Source organism: Burkholderia sp. IT-111MI5 (assembly GCF_949752865.1).
Classification (GTDB): domain Bacteria; phylum Pseudomonadota; class Gammaproteobacteria; order Burkholderiales; family Burkholderiaceae; genus Burkholderia; species Burkholderia pyrrocinia_C.
In genome coordinates, this window is the sequence record NZ_CATKIF010000011.1 from 535,572 (window position 1) to 551,244 (window position 15,673).

The 15,673-nt window shown below is 66.5% G+C and carries 12 protein-coding genes; 3 read left to right on the forward strand and 9 right to left on the reverse strand.

The window, feature by feature from the left end:
• Positions 1 to 12: 12 nt before the first annotated feature.
• From ppk2 to ggt, 6 genes are all read right to left on the reverse strand, one after another.
• The gene (gene ppk2 / locus ACM6JT_RS10610) at positions 13 to 963 is read right to left on the reverse strand and encodes a polyphosphate kinase 2 (RefSeq protein ID WP_034179734.1); all 951 of its coding nucleotides are present in this window, start codon (positions 961 to 963) and stop codon (positions 13 to 15) included.
• Between the two features lie 57 nt (positions 964 to 1,020).
• Positions 1,021 to 1,233: a hypothetical protein gene (locus tag ACM6JT_RS10615; protein ID WP_414856442.1), complete on the reverse strand. Its 213-nt coding sequence runs from the start codon at positions 1,231 to 1,233 to the stop codon at positions 1,021 to 1,023.
• On the reverse strand, positions 1,221 to 1,481 hold the full coding sequence (locus ACM6JT_RS10620) for a hypothetical protein (RefSeq protein WP_414856443.1): 261 nt from the start codon (positions 1,479 to 1,481) through the stop codon (positions 1,221 to 1,223). The genes ACM6JT_RS10615 and ACM6JT_RS10620 overlap by 13 nt, the downstream gene beginning before the upstream one ends.
• A 315-nt stretch (positions 1,482 to 1,796) precedes the next feature.
• The gene (locus ACM6JT_RS10625) at positions 1,797 to 2,954 is read right to left on the reverse strand and encodes a polysaccharide deacetylase family protein (protein WP_414856444.1); all 1,158 of its coding nucleotides are present in this window, start codon (positions 2,952 to 2,954) and stop codon (positions 1,797 to 1,799) included.
• 49 nt (positions 2,955 to 3,003) lie between these two features.
• Complete coding sequence (locus ACM6JT_RS10630; RefSeq protein ID WP_051983645.1) at positions 3,004 to 4,161, reverse strand: YfaP family protein; 1,158 nt, start codon at positions 4,159 to 4,161, stop codon at positions 3,004 to 3,006.
• 753 nt (positions 4,162 to 4,914) lie between these two features.
• Entirely contained in the window at positions 4,915 to 6,636 is a 1,722-nt protein-coding gene (gene ggt / locus ACM6JT_RS10635) for a gamma-glutamyltransferase (RefSeq protein WP_034179743.1), read from the reverse strand.
• Positions 6,637 to 7,034: 398 nt separating this feature from the next.
• On the opposite strand from ggt, the gene ACM6JT_RS10640 reads away from it, so the two are divergent.
• The 3 genes from ACM6JT_RS10640 to ACM6JT_RS10650 all read left to right on the forward strand — a co-directional run bounded on the left by ACM6JT_RS10640 (position 7,035) and on the right by ACM6JT_RS10650 (position 13,639).
• Positions 7,035 to 7,559 carry a metal-dependent hydrolase gene (locus ACM6JT_RS10640; RefSeq protein ID WP_034179744.1) on the forward strand — a complete coding sequence of 175 codons (525 nt, stop codon included), beginning with the start codon at positions 7,035 to 7,037 and terminating at the stop codon, positions 7,557 to 7,559.
• 227 nt (positions 7,560 to 7,786) lie between these two features.
• Positions 7,787 to 12,229 (forward strand): DEAD/DEAH box helicase, encoded by a 4,443-nt coding sequence (locus ACM6JT_RS10645; protein WP_414856445.1) that lies wholly within the window; start codon positions 7,787 to 7,789, stop codon positions 12,227 to 12,229.
• Positions 12,230 to 12,364: 135 nt separating this feature from the next.
• The gene (locus tag ACM6JT_RS10650; RefSeq protein ID WP_034179746.1) at positions 12,365 to 13,639 is read left to right on the forward strand and encodes an APC family permease; all 1,275 of its coding nucleotides are present in this window, start codon (positions 12,365 to 12,367) and stop codon (positions 13,637 to 13,639) included.
• 141 nt (positions 13,640 to 13,780) lie between these two features.
• Here ACM6JT_RS10650 and ACM6JT_RS10655 read toward each other — a convergent pair whose 3' ends face one another.
• From ACM6JT_RS10655 to pcaQ, 3 genes are all read right to left on the reverse strand, one after another.
• Positions 13,781 to 14,077: an XRE family transcriptional regulator gene (locus ACM6JT_RS10655; RefSeq protein ID WP_011355454.1), complete on the reverse strand. Its 297-nt coding sequence runs from the start codon at positions 14,075 to 14,077 to the stop codon at positions 13,781 to 13,783.
• Between the two features lie 71 nt (positions 14,078 to 14,148).
• Complete coding sequence (locus ACM6JT_RS10660; RefSeq protein ID WP_105391246.1) at positions 14,149 to 14,508, reverse strand: type II toxin-antitoxin system RelE/ParE family toxin; 360 nt, start codon at positions 14,506 to 14,508, stop codon at positions 14,149 to 14,151.
• Positions 14,509 to 14,634: 126 nt separating this feature from the next.
• Complete coding sequence (gene pcaQ, locus ACM6JT_RS10665; RefSeq protein WP_414856446.1) at positions 14,635 to 15,621, reverse strand: pca operon transcription factor PcaQ; 987 nt, start codon at positions 15,619 to 15,621, stop codon at positions 14,635 to 14,637.
• Positions 15,622 to 15,673: the final 52 nt, after the last annotated feature.

Sequence of the window (15,673 nt, forward strand, 5' to 3'; positions counted from 1 at the left end):
CCGCCCGGCCGCTCAGTAAATATCCGGCACGATCATGTTGTCCGGCACCGGCCGGCGGATGTAATCCTCGTGATGCTCGCGCTGCGGCAGATCGATCGTCGGGCGCGGCACGTCGTGATACGGCACCTGGCCCAGCAGGTGGTGGATGCAGTTCAGCCGCGCGCGCTTCTTGTCGACCGCCTGCACGACCCACCACGGCGCCTCGGGAATATGCGTGCGCTGCAGCATCTCTTCCTTCGCGGCCGTATAGGCCTCCCAGCGGCGGCGGCTTTCGAGGTCCATCGGGCTCAGCTTCCACTGCTTCAGCGGATCCTGGATCCGGGCCTGGAAGCGCACCTCCTGCTCGTGATCCGTGATCGAGAACCAGTACTTGACGATCTGGATCCCGCTGCGCACGAGCATCTTCTCGAACTCGGGCACCGAACGGAAAAACTCCTCGTACTCGTCGTCGGTACAGAAATTCATCACGCGCTCGACGCCCGCCCGGTTGTACCAGCTGCGGTCGAACAGCACGATCTCGCCGCCGGCCGGCAGATGCGCGACGTAGCGCTGGAAGTACCATTGCGTGCGCTCGCGGTTGTTCGGCGCGGGCAACGCGGCGACCCGGCAGACGCGCGGGTTCAGCCGCTGCGTGATGCGCTTGATCACGCCGCCCTTGCCCGCCGCATCGCGCCCTTCGAAAATGACGATGAGCCGGTGCCCGGTGGTCATGACCCAGTCCTGCAGCTTCACGAGTTCGCCCTGCAGCCGGAACAGCTCGCGGAAATACTCCTTGCGCGCCTCGCGACGCTCCAGCGAGAACAGCAGGTCCTCGCCGTTGTCGAAGCGGCGGTCGTCGAGCTCCATCTCGAGCTCTTCGTCGTAAGCATCGACGAGGTCTTCCTCGAAGCGGCGCTGACGCGTCTCCATCGATTCCATATCGGTGAGGTTGTCGGTCTCGGTGCGGGTATCGTTATCGCCCATGGGGCCTCCTTCCATCATTGACGCAGCCTAACTCGGCCATTATCTCAGTGTCGCGCGTCAATTTGATGAAAAACGCCTGGCCGGCACCGGGTTCGCCGAAATGTCGAGCGTATTCGATGCGAACGTCCGGTTCGGCTGGCTGATGCCGAGCGTAATCTTCGTACGCATCGGGATGTCGCTAACCATCCCGGTGATACAGAACCGGCGCGTGATCTGGTAGCTCGCGCCAATGGCGAACACCGGCGCACGCATGCTCTTCACCTTCGCCAATACGTTGGTCCGCCCCGACGGCGGCAGGTCGCCCCGGCATCCCGGATTCGCTCGAACAGCGCCGGATCGAGCAGCAGCGACTGCAGGCCGTCGATGTCCGCGCCCGCCGCGAGCAGCCCGCCGAGCGACGCGAGCTTGTGCTGGAACACTGGATTCAGGTTCGTGTTCGTGAAGCGCGTATAGCTGACGCCGATGCCCGCGAACGGACGAAAGCGATCGTCGCGCTCACCGAGGTAGTACCTGAACACGATGGCCCCGAGCCATGCGCGCGTGGTTGCGAGCGGGTTGCTCTGCGTGTTCGCCAGATCGATCAGCGGAAAGCGTCCCCGGACGCAGGAAAAATCCGGTCGAGCGGCAGCGCGATGCTGCCGTGCCCGCGCAGCGTCAGCACCAGCGGAATGCCCACGCCGAGTTCGGCTGCCCTGCTCTTCGAGAAAAATGCGTGAACGTGAACGGCAACGTGTTCGTATTGCCGAGCGACTGGCTGGAGCCCTGGTTCTGGACCGTTGGCCCCGGTCAGCGTGTCGGAGCCAGCACGCTAGCCCTGGACGAACGGCATCGCGTCAGTCATCGAACGAGCCGCGGACGCGTCCATACGTACGACAGTCAATCCATTGGAGGCCTGTTCCGCTTGTCTGTTCGACCAGCCACGGCACAACGGTCCACGCCTTCGCGTGGATGTCGTGAAACAGAATGACGCCACGACGCCAGAGCAGCATCAGCGTCAACACTCGCTGCTTGACCTGATCGGCGTCCATCCTACTGTTCCAGTCTTGCGAATCGATGTTCCACAGCGCCACACGCAAGCCTTGGGCATCAAAGAACGCGCCGCTGTCAGCACGACGCTGACCATACGGAGGGCGAAACAGTGGCACATAACTGGAAGGCAAGCTGCTACTGACAAGGCCAATGCTGCGCGTAACCGAGTCCTGCCATTGCGGCCATGCACTGTGCGACTTGTGTTGCCAGCCGTGCGAGCCCACGCACATACCCTGGTAGGTGCGAGAAAGTTCCCCGGGTGCATTTTGCTGCAATCGCGCCTGCAACGGTTCGCCTAGCACGAAAAAGGTGGCACTGAGATGTTGTTTGCGCAGCGTATCCAGCAACTTGTCGGTGTTGCCGCCACTTCGGGTGGGTCCATCGTCGAAGGTGAGCAGGAAATGCCGGTCGGCCAATTCGTCGCCGGTCAGTTCGCTGGGCGAATAGGTCGCCACTTCGCTGCTGGTGCGCTGGAACAGTGACGCGAGACGCAGCAACTCGTCCAGATAGGTGCGGTGGAACCGCTGAGACGCCGCGAACCACGCGGCGTAGCGATCGTCGGAGGCGTGCGTGAAAGCCGCCGCCGCCTTCCTGAACGCCGTCTCGTCGAGCGGACCAAGGCAGAACGGTTCGTCCCGCAAACAATGGACCGATGCCAGTGTGTAATTCGCTGCCAGACGGCGCCAATATATCGTGCGCACACGATCGAGCGCGTCTTGGTCGAATTGCGTGTGCTTGAGTTTGAGCCGATCGCGCAGCATGCCGTCGCCGTCACGCTCGCTCTCGCTCAACGCGTGCGCAAAGCTAAGTACTTCTGCGCGCGAGGCACGGTCGAATCCCGCGGCGGAAGCAACGGAATCCGGCCAGAGACTGCGGTCGACAGACGCGACTGCGCCTGGGCCGGCAGCCTGAGCCAGACCGGCCATCGCCAGCAGACTAAACACGGCAAGGCGTTTATGCATATGCGGAACTCTCAGGGGAACCAGCCCCCGCCCGCGGGGGGCTGGTTGATTACATACGCGCGCTGACGCGCTCGATGGCCTTGTCATAAACCGCATTGTTTTTTTCGCGCTTGGCCGCCTGGTAGTTTTCCAATGCGCTGGCAAACTGCCCGGCGGACTCGTACATCCGGCCGATGTTGTAGTGGGAACTCGCGCGTACCGTAGCGGCAGTGGCGCCACTAGCGAGTGCAATTGCCTTGCGGTTGGCCCAGATCGCCTCGGCACTGCGCCCCGCCTTTTGATAGGCCAGGCCGAGGTTGCTATAAGCCTGCCCGTAATTCGGATCCTGCTCGATAGCCTGACCGTACAGAACGATCGCCTCGTCCAACTGACCGTTGCGATAGGCATTTTCACCGGACTGATTGAACGCGCGTGCGCGTACGGAATCGATCGGAGCCTGATTGTCAGCCACGACACGGTTACGTTCATCGCCGATATCAGCGAGCGTGTTCAGGACATCTTCGGCGTCTACTCTCACACCGCGCATCGTATTGACGTCCTGGAACTCGCCAGCGCCAGTGATGCGAAACACGGTCCACAGATTGCCCGACTGATTTCGCGGCACATAGTAGGTGCGTACCAGCGATTCGCCTACATAGACGAACACTTTCGCCTGACTCTGCGACAGCGCCATCGTGCTCGGGTTGTCGCGGTCGGTATAGTCGTGCACCGCATACACATAGGTTTCGCCGTCACGCTTGCGCTCGAGCGTGACAGTCTCCGGGCCATAGCCATCGGTGTCGTCGACATCGAGGTTCGCATTGGCGCCACGCTTGCTTCTGAAGTATATGTGGTTGCCCGGATAGGCCATGTGCGAATCAAGATCCTGCGGCGTCGCGCCCCAAGTCAGCACCACACGCAGACCGTCCAGGTTGTGCATCACCGGACTCAACGCATAGGTAAGACCGGTGCAGGGGCATTTGGCGACGAGATTCGAATAACCTCCCTTCTTGATGATGATCAGCGACGCTCCGTCGGTCAGCGCACCGGCATCAATCGACACCTGCCCCTGCGCGTCCGTCGTGGCGGTAATCGACTGCTCGCCGTTCTTTTGCAGAATGACCGACGCGCCGGCTATCTTCTGGTCTTTGACGGTGGCGCTTAGTACCTGCACGCGGGATTCAGCGGCGTGGGCACCAACCGTGACTGACAAGGTCAGAACAGCCATGAAAAATCCAATACGACTTATCATTTTCATTCCTAATGAAAATTGAGATGGAGCGGAAACGCGCACTATCGATAACTACGAACCATTGAAATTTACTTATCTTTTTAGCGCAGCCCGCCTTTCAAAACTCATTCCGTGATTTTTGCGACATGAATCCTACATGAAAGCCGTATTGATAAATATCGGATAAGTTCGAATAACACTTGCGCCGCAAACCATCCAGCAAATCAATTGCAAAAATTGTTAAATTCAGACAATCGCATTTCGATTAGGCATGGTTGGCACGAGACATCACCGCCCGCGGCTTTGTATCGATGTTCACGGAAACTGATGCCCCCATGAAGTCCACCGTCATGGCTAGACGATGCGCTTGTCAACATGAGCGGCCGACACTGAAACTGGCGCGCGGCATTCTGCGCGCCGAGATGAATGAGCACGCTGACCGCGCCGCAGTGGTCCTACCGTTTGCGTTCGGCGCGGCGACGCTGGCGGGCAGCGCTCTGGCCAGGCTCGCGATCGATCGACATTTCGATCGGGTAGTTGCGGCGCTACTGGCCGTCATGTGCACGGCGCTGATCGTGGCCCAACGGCGCGGGAACACCAGTCGGCGAGCCGGCCCGGCGGCTTGCTCGCGCGCAGCGCCGTCATGCGCAGCACGCGACGCCGAACAAGCCGCGCACAAAAAAACGCCGGGCATCGGCCCGGCGTTCGTCGATGCACAAGCGGCCGCCATTCGCGACCGCACGCGCCCAGTCAGTGAATCACCCGCGTCACCCCGCGCCCGCGCGGGTCGGCCATCGCCTCCGGCGTCTTGCCGTCGATCTTGATCACCTGGATGTCGCCGCTGAAGTCCTGCCCCTTCAGCGTGTAGCCGCGCGCCTCGATCTGCTTCGCGAGTTCGCCTTCGATCGGGTGGTACGGCTCCCAGAAGATCGTGTTCGGCGGCAGCAGCTGGTGATGGAAGCGCATCGCGCCGACGGCTTCCTTCAACGGCATCCTGAAGTCGTAGATGTTGTTGATCACCTGGAAGATCGACGTGAAGATACGCGAGCCGCCCGGCGTGCCGATCACGAGCGACACCTTGCCGTTCCTGGTCATGATCGTCGGCGACATCGACGACAGCGGGCGCTTCTTCGGTTCGATCGCGTTCGCGTCGCTGCCGACCACGCCGAACATGTTCGCGACGCCCGGCTTCGCGGAGAAGTCGTCCATCTCGTCGTTCAGCACGATGCCCGTGCCGTCGGCGATCACGCCCGAGCCGAAATAACCGTTGATCGTATACGTGTTCGACACCGCGTTGCCCCACTTGTCGACGACCGAGAAGTGCGTCGTTTCGGCCTTCTCCGGCATCGTGGTGCCAAGGCCCGGCTGCACGCTCTTCGTGTCCGACGGCTCCTTCGGATTGACCTCGCCCGCGCGCTTCGCGATGTACGCGTCGTCGGTCAGTTGCGCGATCGGCACCTTGTAGAAGTCCGGGTCGCCGAGATACTGCGCGCGATCGGCGAACACGCGCTTCTCGATTTCCGCGACGAGGTGGATGTACTGCGGCGAGTTGAGCTTCACGCCCTCGAAATCCTGCTTGCGGTCGGCCTTCATCTTCAGCAGCTGCACGAGGCCGATGCCGCCCGAGCTCGGGGGCGGCGCGGTGATCACGTCATAGCCGTTCCACTTCGCCTGCACCGGCTGGCGCCACACCGCGCGGTATTGCGCGAGATCCTCGGTGGTGATCAGCCCGTTGCCGTCGCCGGTCTTCATCGAAGCCGCGATCAGCTCGGCCGTCTTGCCCTTGTAGAAACCTTCCGCGCCGTCGTTCGAGATTCGCGTCAGCACGTCGGCGAGATCGGGCTGCTTGAAGTTCACGCCGGCCTTCAACCCGGAGAAGTACTTGTCGAAGTTGGTCTTGCCGCCGAACTCCTTCGACGCGTCGACGCCGCGCTGCGCGAGCTGCTCGTCGACGACGAAGCCGTCGCGCGCATAGTGGATCGCCGGCGCGAGCACCTGCTTCCACTTCAGCTTGCCGAAGCGCTTCTGCGCTTCCCACATGCCCGCGACCGTGCCCGGCACGCCGACCGCGCGCGGGCCGTACAGGCTCATGCCCTTGACGACGTTGCCGTCCTTGTCGAGGTACATGTCCTTGGTCGCGGCGAGCGGCGCGCGCTCGCGGTAGTCGATGAAGTACGGCTTGCCGTCCTTGTAGATCGTCATGAAGCCGCCGCCGCCGATGTTGCCGGCTTCGGGATACGTGACGGCGAGCGTGAATGCGATCGCGACGGCCGCGTCGATCGCGTTGCCGCCTTCCTTGAAGATCCGCTCCGCGGCATCCGCGCTGTACTTGTCGGCCACCGCGACCGCCGAGCTCGTCAGGACCGCCGGTTGCGGACCTTTCGCATAGACGGGCGCGTTCGGCAGGAAACCGATGCCGGCCACCGTCGCGAGCACGACCGCGGATGATTTGAAGCGATTCAGCGTAGTCATTGCATGTCCCCCATGTGGATCTCCTTCAGGCAGGAAAAGCACCTGTCCGTTTATAGCCGCTGGCGCGCCGACGGCCATATGCCGGTTTCGTAGTATAGGGGGACAAAAAGGGTCGAACACGCGACGCGGCGCGAAAGCCCATCGATCGGGTGCGTCCGGTCACGCAGCAGCGCAGCAGCATGCATACGAACCGGTCGAAATTGCATGCGGTGCGCGTCATCACGCAACGCACAAAACGGAAAGTTGCGAACTGCGCCGCATGCAACACATGCATACAAAAAAATCTGCGGACGAGCCGCCCGTTGCCCAGCCCGATCTGAGAAGATGGCGCCCCGCTTTCGCGCCGCATCGTTTTCTTTCGCTCACGCTCCGCTTCACGTTTCTTCGTCTCATTCCCTATGGCATCACACAATGCGCATCATGCGTCCGGCTTCGCGGCCGGCGTCGCCGCCGCCGTCCTCGTCGCACAGACCGGCGCAACAGGCCCGTGGCACGCAGGCATGCTCGCCGCGTTCGCAGCGGGCGTCGCGGGCGGCACCGCGCCCGACTGGCTCGAAGTCGCATGGTGGACCCGCAAGCGGCGGCTGTGGATCACGCACCGCACCATCACGCACTGGGGCATCGGCTGGATCGCGCTGCTCGCGCTCGGGTGGCATGGGCTCACCCATCATCCGCATCCGCTGTGGGCCGCGCCGCTGTTCGGCTTCGCGTGCGGCGGCGTGATGCACCTGCTCGCCGACTGGCCGAACCCGCTCGGCGTGCCGTGGATCTGGCGGCGCCATTCGCTCAACCTGTGGAACAGCGGACATTGCGACCTGATCGTGGTGGCCGCCGCATGGGGCGGCACGCTGTGGCTCGCGCAATCGCTATGGACGCGCGCGCCGCTGCTCGAACACTGGCTTGGCTGGCTGCATCGCGTGTAGTCGCTTGAAGTGTCGTAGTGTCGCTTCGGCGCGATATCGGCGTGCCGAAGCACACGCAACTTTACGTCCATTGAAAGTGCGGCGCAGGCCCCCATCTCGATCTGAATCGTCGACACGCGTGCCCGAACGGCACGCGATGCCCGGCACGCACGCGCGACGTCTGGCACACTGACGATTCGATTCGCGCGCGATCCGTCCGCGCGCTCGCACCCCATTTCAACGCTCCGATGGACGTCACCGCCACCCGCCCTGCCGCCAGTGCGCTCGACGTGTTCCACCCGGCCGTCGCCGCGTGGTTCCGGCGCACGTTCGCCGCGCCGACCGGCGCGCAGGCGCTCGCGTGGCCGCACATCAAGGCCGGCCGCTCGACGCTCGTCGCCGCACCGACCGGCTCCGGCAAGACGCTCACCGCGTTCCTGTGCGCGCTCGACGATCTGGTGCGCGATGCGCTGTCGCACGACGGCGCGCTTCCCGATGCGACGCTCGTCGTCTACGTGTCGCCGCTGAAGGCGCTGTCGAACGACATCCACGTGAACCTCGACGCACCGCTCGCCGGCATCGGCGAATCGCTCGCGCAACTCGGCCTGCCGGTGCCGGCGATCCGCACCGCCGTGCGCACCGGCGACACGACGCAGGCCGAGCGCGTCGCGCTGCGCAAGCGCGCGCCGCACATCCTCGTCACGACGCCCGAGTCGCTGTACGTACTGCTGTCGTCCACATCGGGGCGGCAGATGCTGTCGAACGTGCGCTCGGTCATCGTCGACGAAATCCACGCGCTCGCATCGTCCAAGCGCGGCAGCCATCTCGCGCTGTCGCTCGAACGTCTCGACGCGCTGGCCGGCCATGCGCTGCCGCGCATCGGGCTGTCGGCGACGCAAAAGCCGATCGACGCGGTCGCGCGCTTCCTGGTCGGCGGCCCGGCCGATGCGCCGCGCGACTGCACGATCGTCGACACGGGCCACACGCGCGAGCGCGACCTCGCGCTCGAACTGCCGAACGTGCCGCTCGAACCCGTGATGGCGACCGACGTGTGGGAACAGATATACGACCGGATCGCGGGGCTCGCGGCCGCGCATCGCACGACGCTGGTGTTCGTCAACACGCGGCGCACTGCCGAGCGCATGGCGCGCCATCTCGCCGACCGGCTCGGCAAGGAAGCGATCGCCGCGCATCACGGCAGTCTCGCGAAGGAGCACCGTTTCGATGCCGAGCAGCGCCTGAAGCGCGGCGAACTGAAGCTGCTCGTCGCCACCGCATCGCTCGAACTCGGCATCGACATCGGCGATGTCGATCTCGTCTGCCAGGTCGGCTCGCCGCGCGGCATCGCGCCGTTCCTGCAGCGCGTCGGCCGCTCGGGGCACCACGTCGGCGGCGTGCCGAAGGGCCGGCTGTTCCCGCTGTCGCGCGACGAACTCGTCGAATGCGCGGCGCTGCTCGATTGCGTGCAACGCGGCGAACTCGACACGTTGAGGATTCCCGAAGCGCCGCTCGACGTGCTCGCGCAGCAGATCGTCGCCGAAGTCGCGTGCACGGAATGGCAGGAGGACGCGCTGTATGCGAGCTTCACGCGCGCGGCGCCGTACGGGAGGCTGACGCGCGAGCGCTTCGACGAAGTGATGAAGATGCTCGCCGAAGGCTTCACGAGCCGCCGCGGCGTGCGCGGCGCGTACCTGCATCGCGACGTGGTCGGCGGTACGGTGCGCGGGCGCCGCAACGCGATGATGACCGCGACCACGTCGGGCGGCACGATCCCCGACATGGCCGACTATGCAGTGCTGCTCGAACCGCAGGGCATCCAGGTCGGCACCGTCAACGAGGATTTCGCGATCGAGAGCCTGGCCGGCGACGTGTTCCAGCTGGGCAACCAGTCGTACCGGATCATTCGCGTGGAGACGGGCCGCGTGCGCGTCGAGGACGCGCAGGGCCAGTCGCCGAACATTCCGTTCTGGCTCGGCGAGGCGCCGGGGCGCAGCGACGAGCTGTCGGCGGCGGTCGGCCGGCTGCGTGCACGGCTCGACGGGCTGTTCGCCGACGGCGACCGGCAAGCGGACGCCGGCGAGCGCAAACGCGCGGGTGGTAAAACCGCGAGCAACGCGGAAGCCGAAACAGGCACCGCGATCGCCCCTGCCGAAAGCCGCCTCGCGCCGGCGTTGCGCTGGCTCGTCGACGATCTCCACCTGTCGCCCGACGCCGCGCACCAGATCGCCGACTACCTCGCCCGCACGCGTGCCGCGCTCGGCGTGCTGCCGACACAGGACACGCTCGTGATGGAGCGTTTCTTCGACGAATCGGGCGGCACGCAGCTCGTGATCCATTCGCCGTTCGGCAGCCGCATCAACCGCGCATGGGGGCTCGCGCTGCGCAAGCGCTTCTGTCGCAGTTTCAACTTCGAGCTGCAGGCCGCCGCGACCGACGACGCGATCATCCTGTCGCTGTCGCTCGCGCACAGCTTCGCGCTCGACGAGGTGTGGCGCTACCTGCGTTCGGCCAGCGCCGAGCACGTGCTGGTCCAGGCGCTGCTCGACGCACCGATGTTCGGCGTGCGCTGGCGCTGGAACGCGACGACCGCGCTCGCGCTGCCGCGCTTCACGGGCGGCCGGCGCACCGCGCCTCAACTGCAGCGCATGAAGAGCGAGGATCTGCTTGCGACCGTGTTCCCGGATCAGGTCGCGTGCCTCGAGAACATCGTCGGCGAACGCGAGATACCGCATCACCCGCTCGTCGACCAGACGCTCGACGATTGCCTGCACGACGCGATGGACACCGACGGCTGGCTCGCGCTGCTGCGCCGGATCGAAAGCGGCGCGATCGAGCTCGTCGCACGAGACCTGCCCGCGCCGTCGCCGCTCGCGGCCGAGATCCTGAACGCGAAACCCTACGCGTTCCTCGACGATGCGCCGCTCGAGGAGCGCCGCACGCAGGCCGTGCAGTCGCGCCGCTGGAGCGATCCCGAATCGGCCGACGATCTCGGCGCGCTCGACGCCGATGCGATCGATGCGGTGCGCGACGAAGCATGGCCGCTCGTGCGCGACGCCGACGAAATGCACGATGCGCTGCTCACGCTCGCATGCGTCGCCGACAGCGAAGCACAGGCCCACGAAGGCTGGCCCGACCGGCTCGCGGAACTCGCGGAGCGCCGCCGCGCAACCCAACTCGTCGCGCCGGGCGGCGCCGCGCTGTGGGTGCCGGTCGAACGGCTCGTATGCATGCGCACGCTGCATCCCGACGCACGCGTGACACCGGCGCTCAAGGTGCCGGCCGCCTGCGCGCAACCGTGGGAAGCCGATACCGCACTCGTCGACGTGGTCCGCGCGCGGCTTACCGGCTTCGGGCCGCTTGCGCTCGACGCGATCGCGACACCGCTCGGCCTGCCGCCGGCGTCGATCGCGACGGCACTCGCGGCGCTGGAGCGCGAAGGCTATGTGATGCGCGGCCGGTTCACGCCGGGCGCGACGGCGGACGAATGGTGCGAACGCCATCTGCTCGCGCGCATTCATCGCTATACGGTGAAGCGGCTGCGCCGCGAGATCGAACCGGTCGAGCGCGCCGACTTCATGCGCTTCCTGTTCCATTGGCAACACCTGACGCCGGACACGCGCGGCACGGGCCGCGACGCACTCGCGGCCGTGGTCGAACAACTCGAAGGCTACGAAGCCGCGGCAAGCGCGTGGGAAGACGCGCTGCTGCCCGCACGGCTCACCGACTACATGGCGGGCGGCCTCGACGAGCTGTGCCGCTCGGGCAAGCTCGTGTGGACCCGCATCGGCGCACCGGCGCGCACGGCCGGCACGCCTGTGAAGACGACGCCGATCGTGCTGCTGCCGCGCCGCCACCTCGCCGCATGGCAGGCACTGCGCGACCCCGACGCGCAACCGGCGCTGTCCGCGCGGGCCACGCAGGTACGCGACGCGCTCGCCGCACACGGCGCGATGTTTTTCGATGCGCTGCTCGACGACCTGCACATGCTGCCCGTCGAACTCGAACAGGCACTCGGCGAACTCGTGTCGGCCGGCCTCGTGAATGCGGACAGCTACGCGGGCCTGCGTGCGCTGCTGAAGCCGGCCGTCAAGCGCAGCGCGACCTATGCGCCGCGTACACGGCGCGGCGGTGCGCTGATCGGCGGGATGGACGATGCGGGCCGCTGGGCGCTCGTGCAGCGTCACGCGCCGCAGGACGATGCGCCGGCGCCGAAACGCGGCCCGGCCGCGACCGATCCCGACGCGCTCGAACACATCGCGTGGACGCTGCTGCGCCGCTACGGCGTCGTGTTCTGGCGGCTGCTCGAACGCGAGGCCGACTGGCTGCCGAGCTGGCGCGAACTCGCGCGCGTGCTGCAGCGCCTCGAAGCGCGCGGCGAGATTCGCGGTGGACGTTTCGTCGCCGGGCTCGCGGGCGAGCAGTTCGCGCTGCCCGAGGCGATTCCGATCCTGCGCGAACTGCGGCGGCAACCCGGCGACGGGCAGTACATATGCGTGACGGGCGCCGACCCGTTGAATCTCGCCGGCACGCTGCTGCCCGGCGACAAGGTGCCGGCGCTGGCCGGCAATCGCGTGCTGTTCCGCGACGGTGTGCCCGTCGCATCGCTCGTGTCGGGTTCATTCCACTACGCGCCCGAACTGTCGCCCGCCGCGCGCGAGGATGCGCGCCTGCGGCTCGCGCGCCACTGCTGACATCGGCTGACAGACGGCGCAGCGCAGACTACTGATCGCCGGGCCGCGCTGCCGCCATCGTTCGGGTAGCATCGTGCGATTGACCGCGCGGTCTCCCGCGCCCACACACAACAAGACTTCCGGAGACTGCCGCTCATGCCTGCGCATGCCGACTCGCCCGCCGCTCATCACGCGGGCTCGCTGACCATTTTCCAGGGTGCCGCACTGTATATCGGCGCGGTGCTCGGCACCGGCGTGATCGCGTTGCCTGCGCTGGCCGCCGAGGTCGCCGGCCCGGCGTCGCTGCTCGCGTGGGCTGCGCTCGTCGTGCTGTCCGGGCCGCTCGCGGCCACCTTCGCCGCACTCGGCGCACGCTATCCCGACGCGGGCGGCGTGTCGACCTACGCACGGCGCGCATTCGGGCCGAAGGCGGCGGCGATCGTCGGCTGGTGCTTCTACTTTGCGGTGCCGGCCGGCGCGCCGGCCGCCGCGATGTTCGGCGGCGCGTACGTCGCGGCCGTCACGGGCGGCGGGCACACGACGGTCATCGTCACGGCTGCCGCACTGATCGCCACCGTGTCGGCCGCGAATGCATTCGGCGTCACCGTATCAGGCCGCATGCAGCTCGTACTGTCGGCACTGCTCGTCGCGCTGCTGCTCGCCGCGGTGCTGGCGTCCGCGCCGCATGCGCGCACCTCGAACCTGCAGCCGTTCGCGCCGCACGGCTGGCTCGCGGTCGGCCAGGCTGCCGCGCTGCTCGTGTGGAGCTTCGCCGGCTGGGAAGCGATCACGCATCTCGCGGCCGAATTCCGCCGGCCCGCGCACGACATGCCGCGCTCGGCCGGCATCGCGGTCGTGGTCGTCGGGTTCCTGTATCTGTCGGTCGCCGCCGCGAGCGTGACGGTGCTCGGGCCGTCTGCAGGCGCATCGGGCGCACCGCTCGCCGAACTGATCGCGGGCGGCATCGGCGGCCACGCGCAGGTGCTCGCGGCCGCGGCCGCGCTGCTGCTCACGCTCGGCACGATGAATGCGTATTTCGCGGGCGCGGCCAAGCTCGGCGCGGCGCTCGGGCGCGACGGCGCATTGCCCGCGTGGCTCGCGCAAGGCAGCCAGGTCGGCGGCGTCCCGCGCCGCAGCCTCGGCGTGATCGCCGTGCTCGCGGCCGTCGCGCTGGCCGCGACGACGATCTCGGACGTCGGGCCGAAACCGCTCGTGCTCGTGACGTCCGGGTGTTTCGTGATGGTGTATGGGCTCGGTGCGGCCGCCGCGCTGAAGTTGCTGCCGCGCGGCGGCATCGCTTACCGCTGCGCGTGGATTTCGCTGGTTGCGGTTGCCGGGCTGTTCCTGACGACGGGCTGGTATCTGCTGTGCCCGCTGCTGCTCGCGGGTGGCGCGCTGCTTTATCTGCAGGTGACCGGGCCGCGCAAATGACCCGCCGTATGCGCCTGGGCCGACGCCTGCCCGCTCACGGCGACGCGCAGGTGAATCGCAGGCCGGATCACCGGCCAATTCGCTGCACGCATCACGCGGACGATCGCCGCAAACCGACCGCGCGCCGTTTCGTCACGCCGGTCAGGCCGGCACCAGCTCGAAGCTGAGCCGTTTGCCGAGTGCTGCGGCCGCGCTCGCGAGCGTCGCCAGCGTGAGGCTCGTGTCGGTTTCGTCGAGCAGCCGGTTGAGCGCGGCACGGCTGGTTTTCATCCGCGCGGCCATCGCGGTTTTCGTGATGTGCTGCGCCTTCATTTCCTGCCCGATCTGCCACGCGATCACGCGCTTGATCGCGGTGGCGGTGGCCGCTTCGAGATTGCCGTCCTCTTCGAGGAAGGTATCGAAATCGCTGCCGATATGCGGGTTGTTCGTGGTCGTCATGTCGTACTCCAGTGCATGGCGTTGCGGCTGCCCGACCGTCGGAGACGGTGCGTTCCGGCGCAACCGGGAATTCAAATGGCGTGCGTCAGCGCTGTCAGGCGCGCGACGGTGACGTCGAGATCGTCCGACGGCGTGGCCGGCGACTTCTTGATGAACCCGTGCAGCAGGACCATCGTGTCGCCGACAACCGTGAAGAGGACACGAGCGTTGCGCGTGGGCAGCACGATCCTGATCTCCCACAGATCCTTCGCCATCTTCCGAACCAGCGGCATGCCGAGCGGCCAGCCGAATTGAACGGTTTTGATCTCTTCGCCGATCGCCCTTCGCTCCGCGCGCTCAAGCGCCTTGAGCCATTCGCGTACCGGCTCGTTGCCGCATGCCGTGCTGAAGAACCGCACGCCGAGCGTGACCTGAATCTGCTGTCTCGCCATCGTCTTGTCACTGATCGTACCAAAAACGATACGATATGCCAAGCACCGCGAGGACGGCTACTGGCCGGATGGCCAATCCGGAAACGGAGAAAAAGACTGAGCCGGGCTGTCGCCCGGCACGAAGGATCAGCGATCGCCGCGCCCCGGCTTGCGCGCGGCGCGTGGCGTCCGGTGCGGGCGCTTGTCGCCGAACCGCGACCGCGCGATGTCGCGCACGGCATCGATCAGCGTCCGTGCGACCGGCGACGGCTGCGCATCGGTGCGCAGAATGAGCCCGACCGGCTCGTCGGTACCCGCGGACGGCAGCGGCAGGCGCGCCAGCGCACCGGCCGACAGATCGTATTCGGCCGCGTAGAGCGGCACGAACCAGACCGCGTCGTTCTCGAGCGCCAGCGCGCGCGCGACCGAGACCGACAGCACCTCGATGAACGAATCCAGCGGCGGCACGCCGCATGTGCCGAGCAGCTGCTCGGCCGACTGGCGGATCAGCGTGCCGTACGGCGGCAGCACGACCGGATAGCGCGCGAGCTCGGTGGCCGGCGCCGTGTTCGACAGCAGCGGGTGCCCTGCGCGCACGACCGCGACGAGCGGCTCGTTGTACAACTGCTCGAACGCGAGCCCGATCATCCGCTCCGGCTCCGACAGTCGCCCGATCGCGCATTCGATCGCACCGGACTTCAGGCGCTCGAGCAGATCGGCGTTCGCGGCCGTCGCGATCCGCACGACGATGCGCGGCCAGCGCTCCGCCAGCGCCTTCATCAACGCGGGCGCAAGCGATGCCGCGACAGTCGGCAGCATGCCGATTTCCAGCGTCGCGGCAGCGGCCCCGCCCTCGCGCGCGAGCAGCCCGACACCCTGCCGCAGCGCCAGCACGCACGCATTCGCGTGCGGCATGAACAACTGCGCTTCGCGGGTCGGCTGCGCGCCCTGCCGGCCGCGCTCGAACAGCTTCACGCCGAGGATCGCCTCCAGTTCGGCGATCGTCTTCGACACGGCCGGCTGCGTGATCGACAGGCTTTCGGCCGCCTTCTGCACGCCGCCCAGCTGCGCGACCGCGAGAAAGCACTGCAGGTGCCGAAACTTGACGCGGCCGTCGGCGATACGGTTATTCATAACGGGTGGTTATGCGAATGACGATGAAATGCCATTTTGCATAACTTTCCGG

What these genes read in the sequence shown, in the direction of transcription:
- ppk2 (WP_034179734.1), bottom strand. Translation starts at nt 963, where the DNA reads ATGGGCGATAACGATACCCGCACCGAGACCGACAACCTCACCGATATG.
- ACM6JT_RS10625 (WP_414856444.1), bottom strand. Translation starts at nt 2,954, where the DNA reads ATGCATAAACGCCTTGCCGTGTTTAGTCTGCTGGCGATGGCCGGTCTG.
- ACM6JT_RS10630 (WP_051983645.1), bottom strand. Translation starts at nt 4,161, where the DNA reads ATGGCTGTTCTGACCTTGTCAGTCACGGTTGGTGCCCACGCCGCTGAA.
- ggt (WP_034179743.1), bottom strand. Translation starts at nt 6,636, where the DNA reads ATGACTACGCTGAATCGCTTCAAATCATCCGCGGTCGTGCTCGCGACG.
- ACM6JT_RS10640 (WP_034179744.1), top strand. Translation starts at nt 7,035, where the DNA reads ATGGCATCACACAATGCGCATCATGCGTCCGGCTTCGCGGCCGGCGTC.
- ACM6JT_RS10645 (WP_414856445.1), top strand. Translation starts at nt 7,787, where the DNA reads ATGGACGTCACCGCCACCCGCCCTGCCGCCAGTGCGCTCGACGTGTTC.
- ACM6JT_RS10650 (WP_034179746.1), top strand. Translation starts at nt 12,365, where the DNA reads ATGCCTGCGCATGCCGACTCGCCCGCCGCTCATCACGCGGGCTCGCTG.
- ACM6JT_RS10655 (WP_011355454.1), bottom strand. Translation starts at nt 14,077, where the DNA reads ATGACGACCACGAACAACCCGCATATCGGCAGCGATTTCGATACCTTC.
- ACM6JT_RS10660 (WP_105391246.1), bottom strand. Translation starts at nt 14,508, where the DNA reads ATGGCGAGACAGCAGATTCAGGTCACGCTCGGCGTGCGGTTCTTCAGC.
- pcaQ (WP_414856446.1), bottom strand. Translation starts at nt 15,621, where the DNA reads ATGAATAACCGTATCGCCGACGGCCGCGTCAAGTTTCGGCACCTGCAG.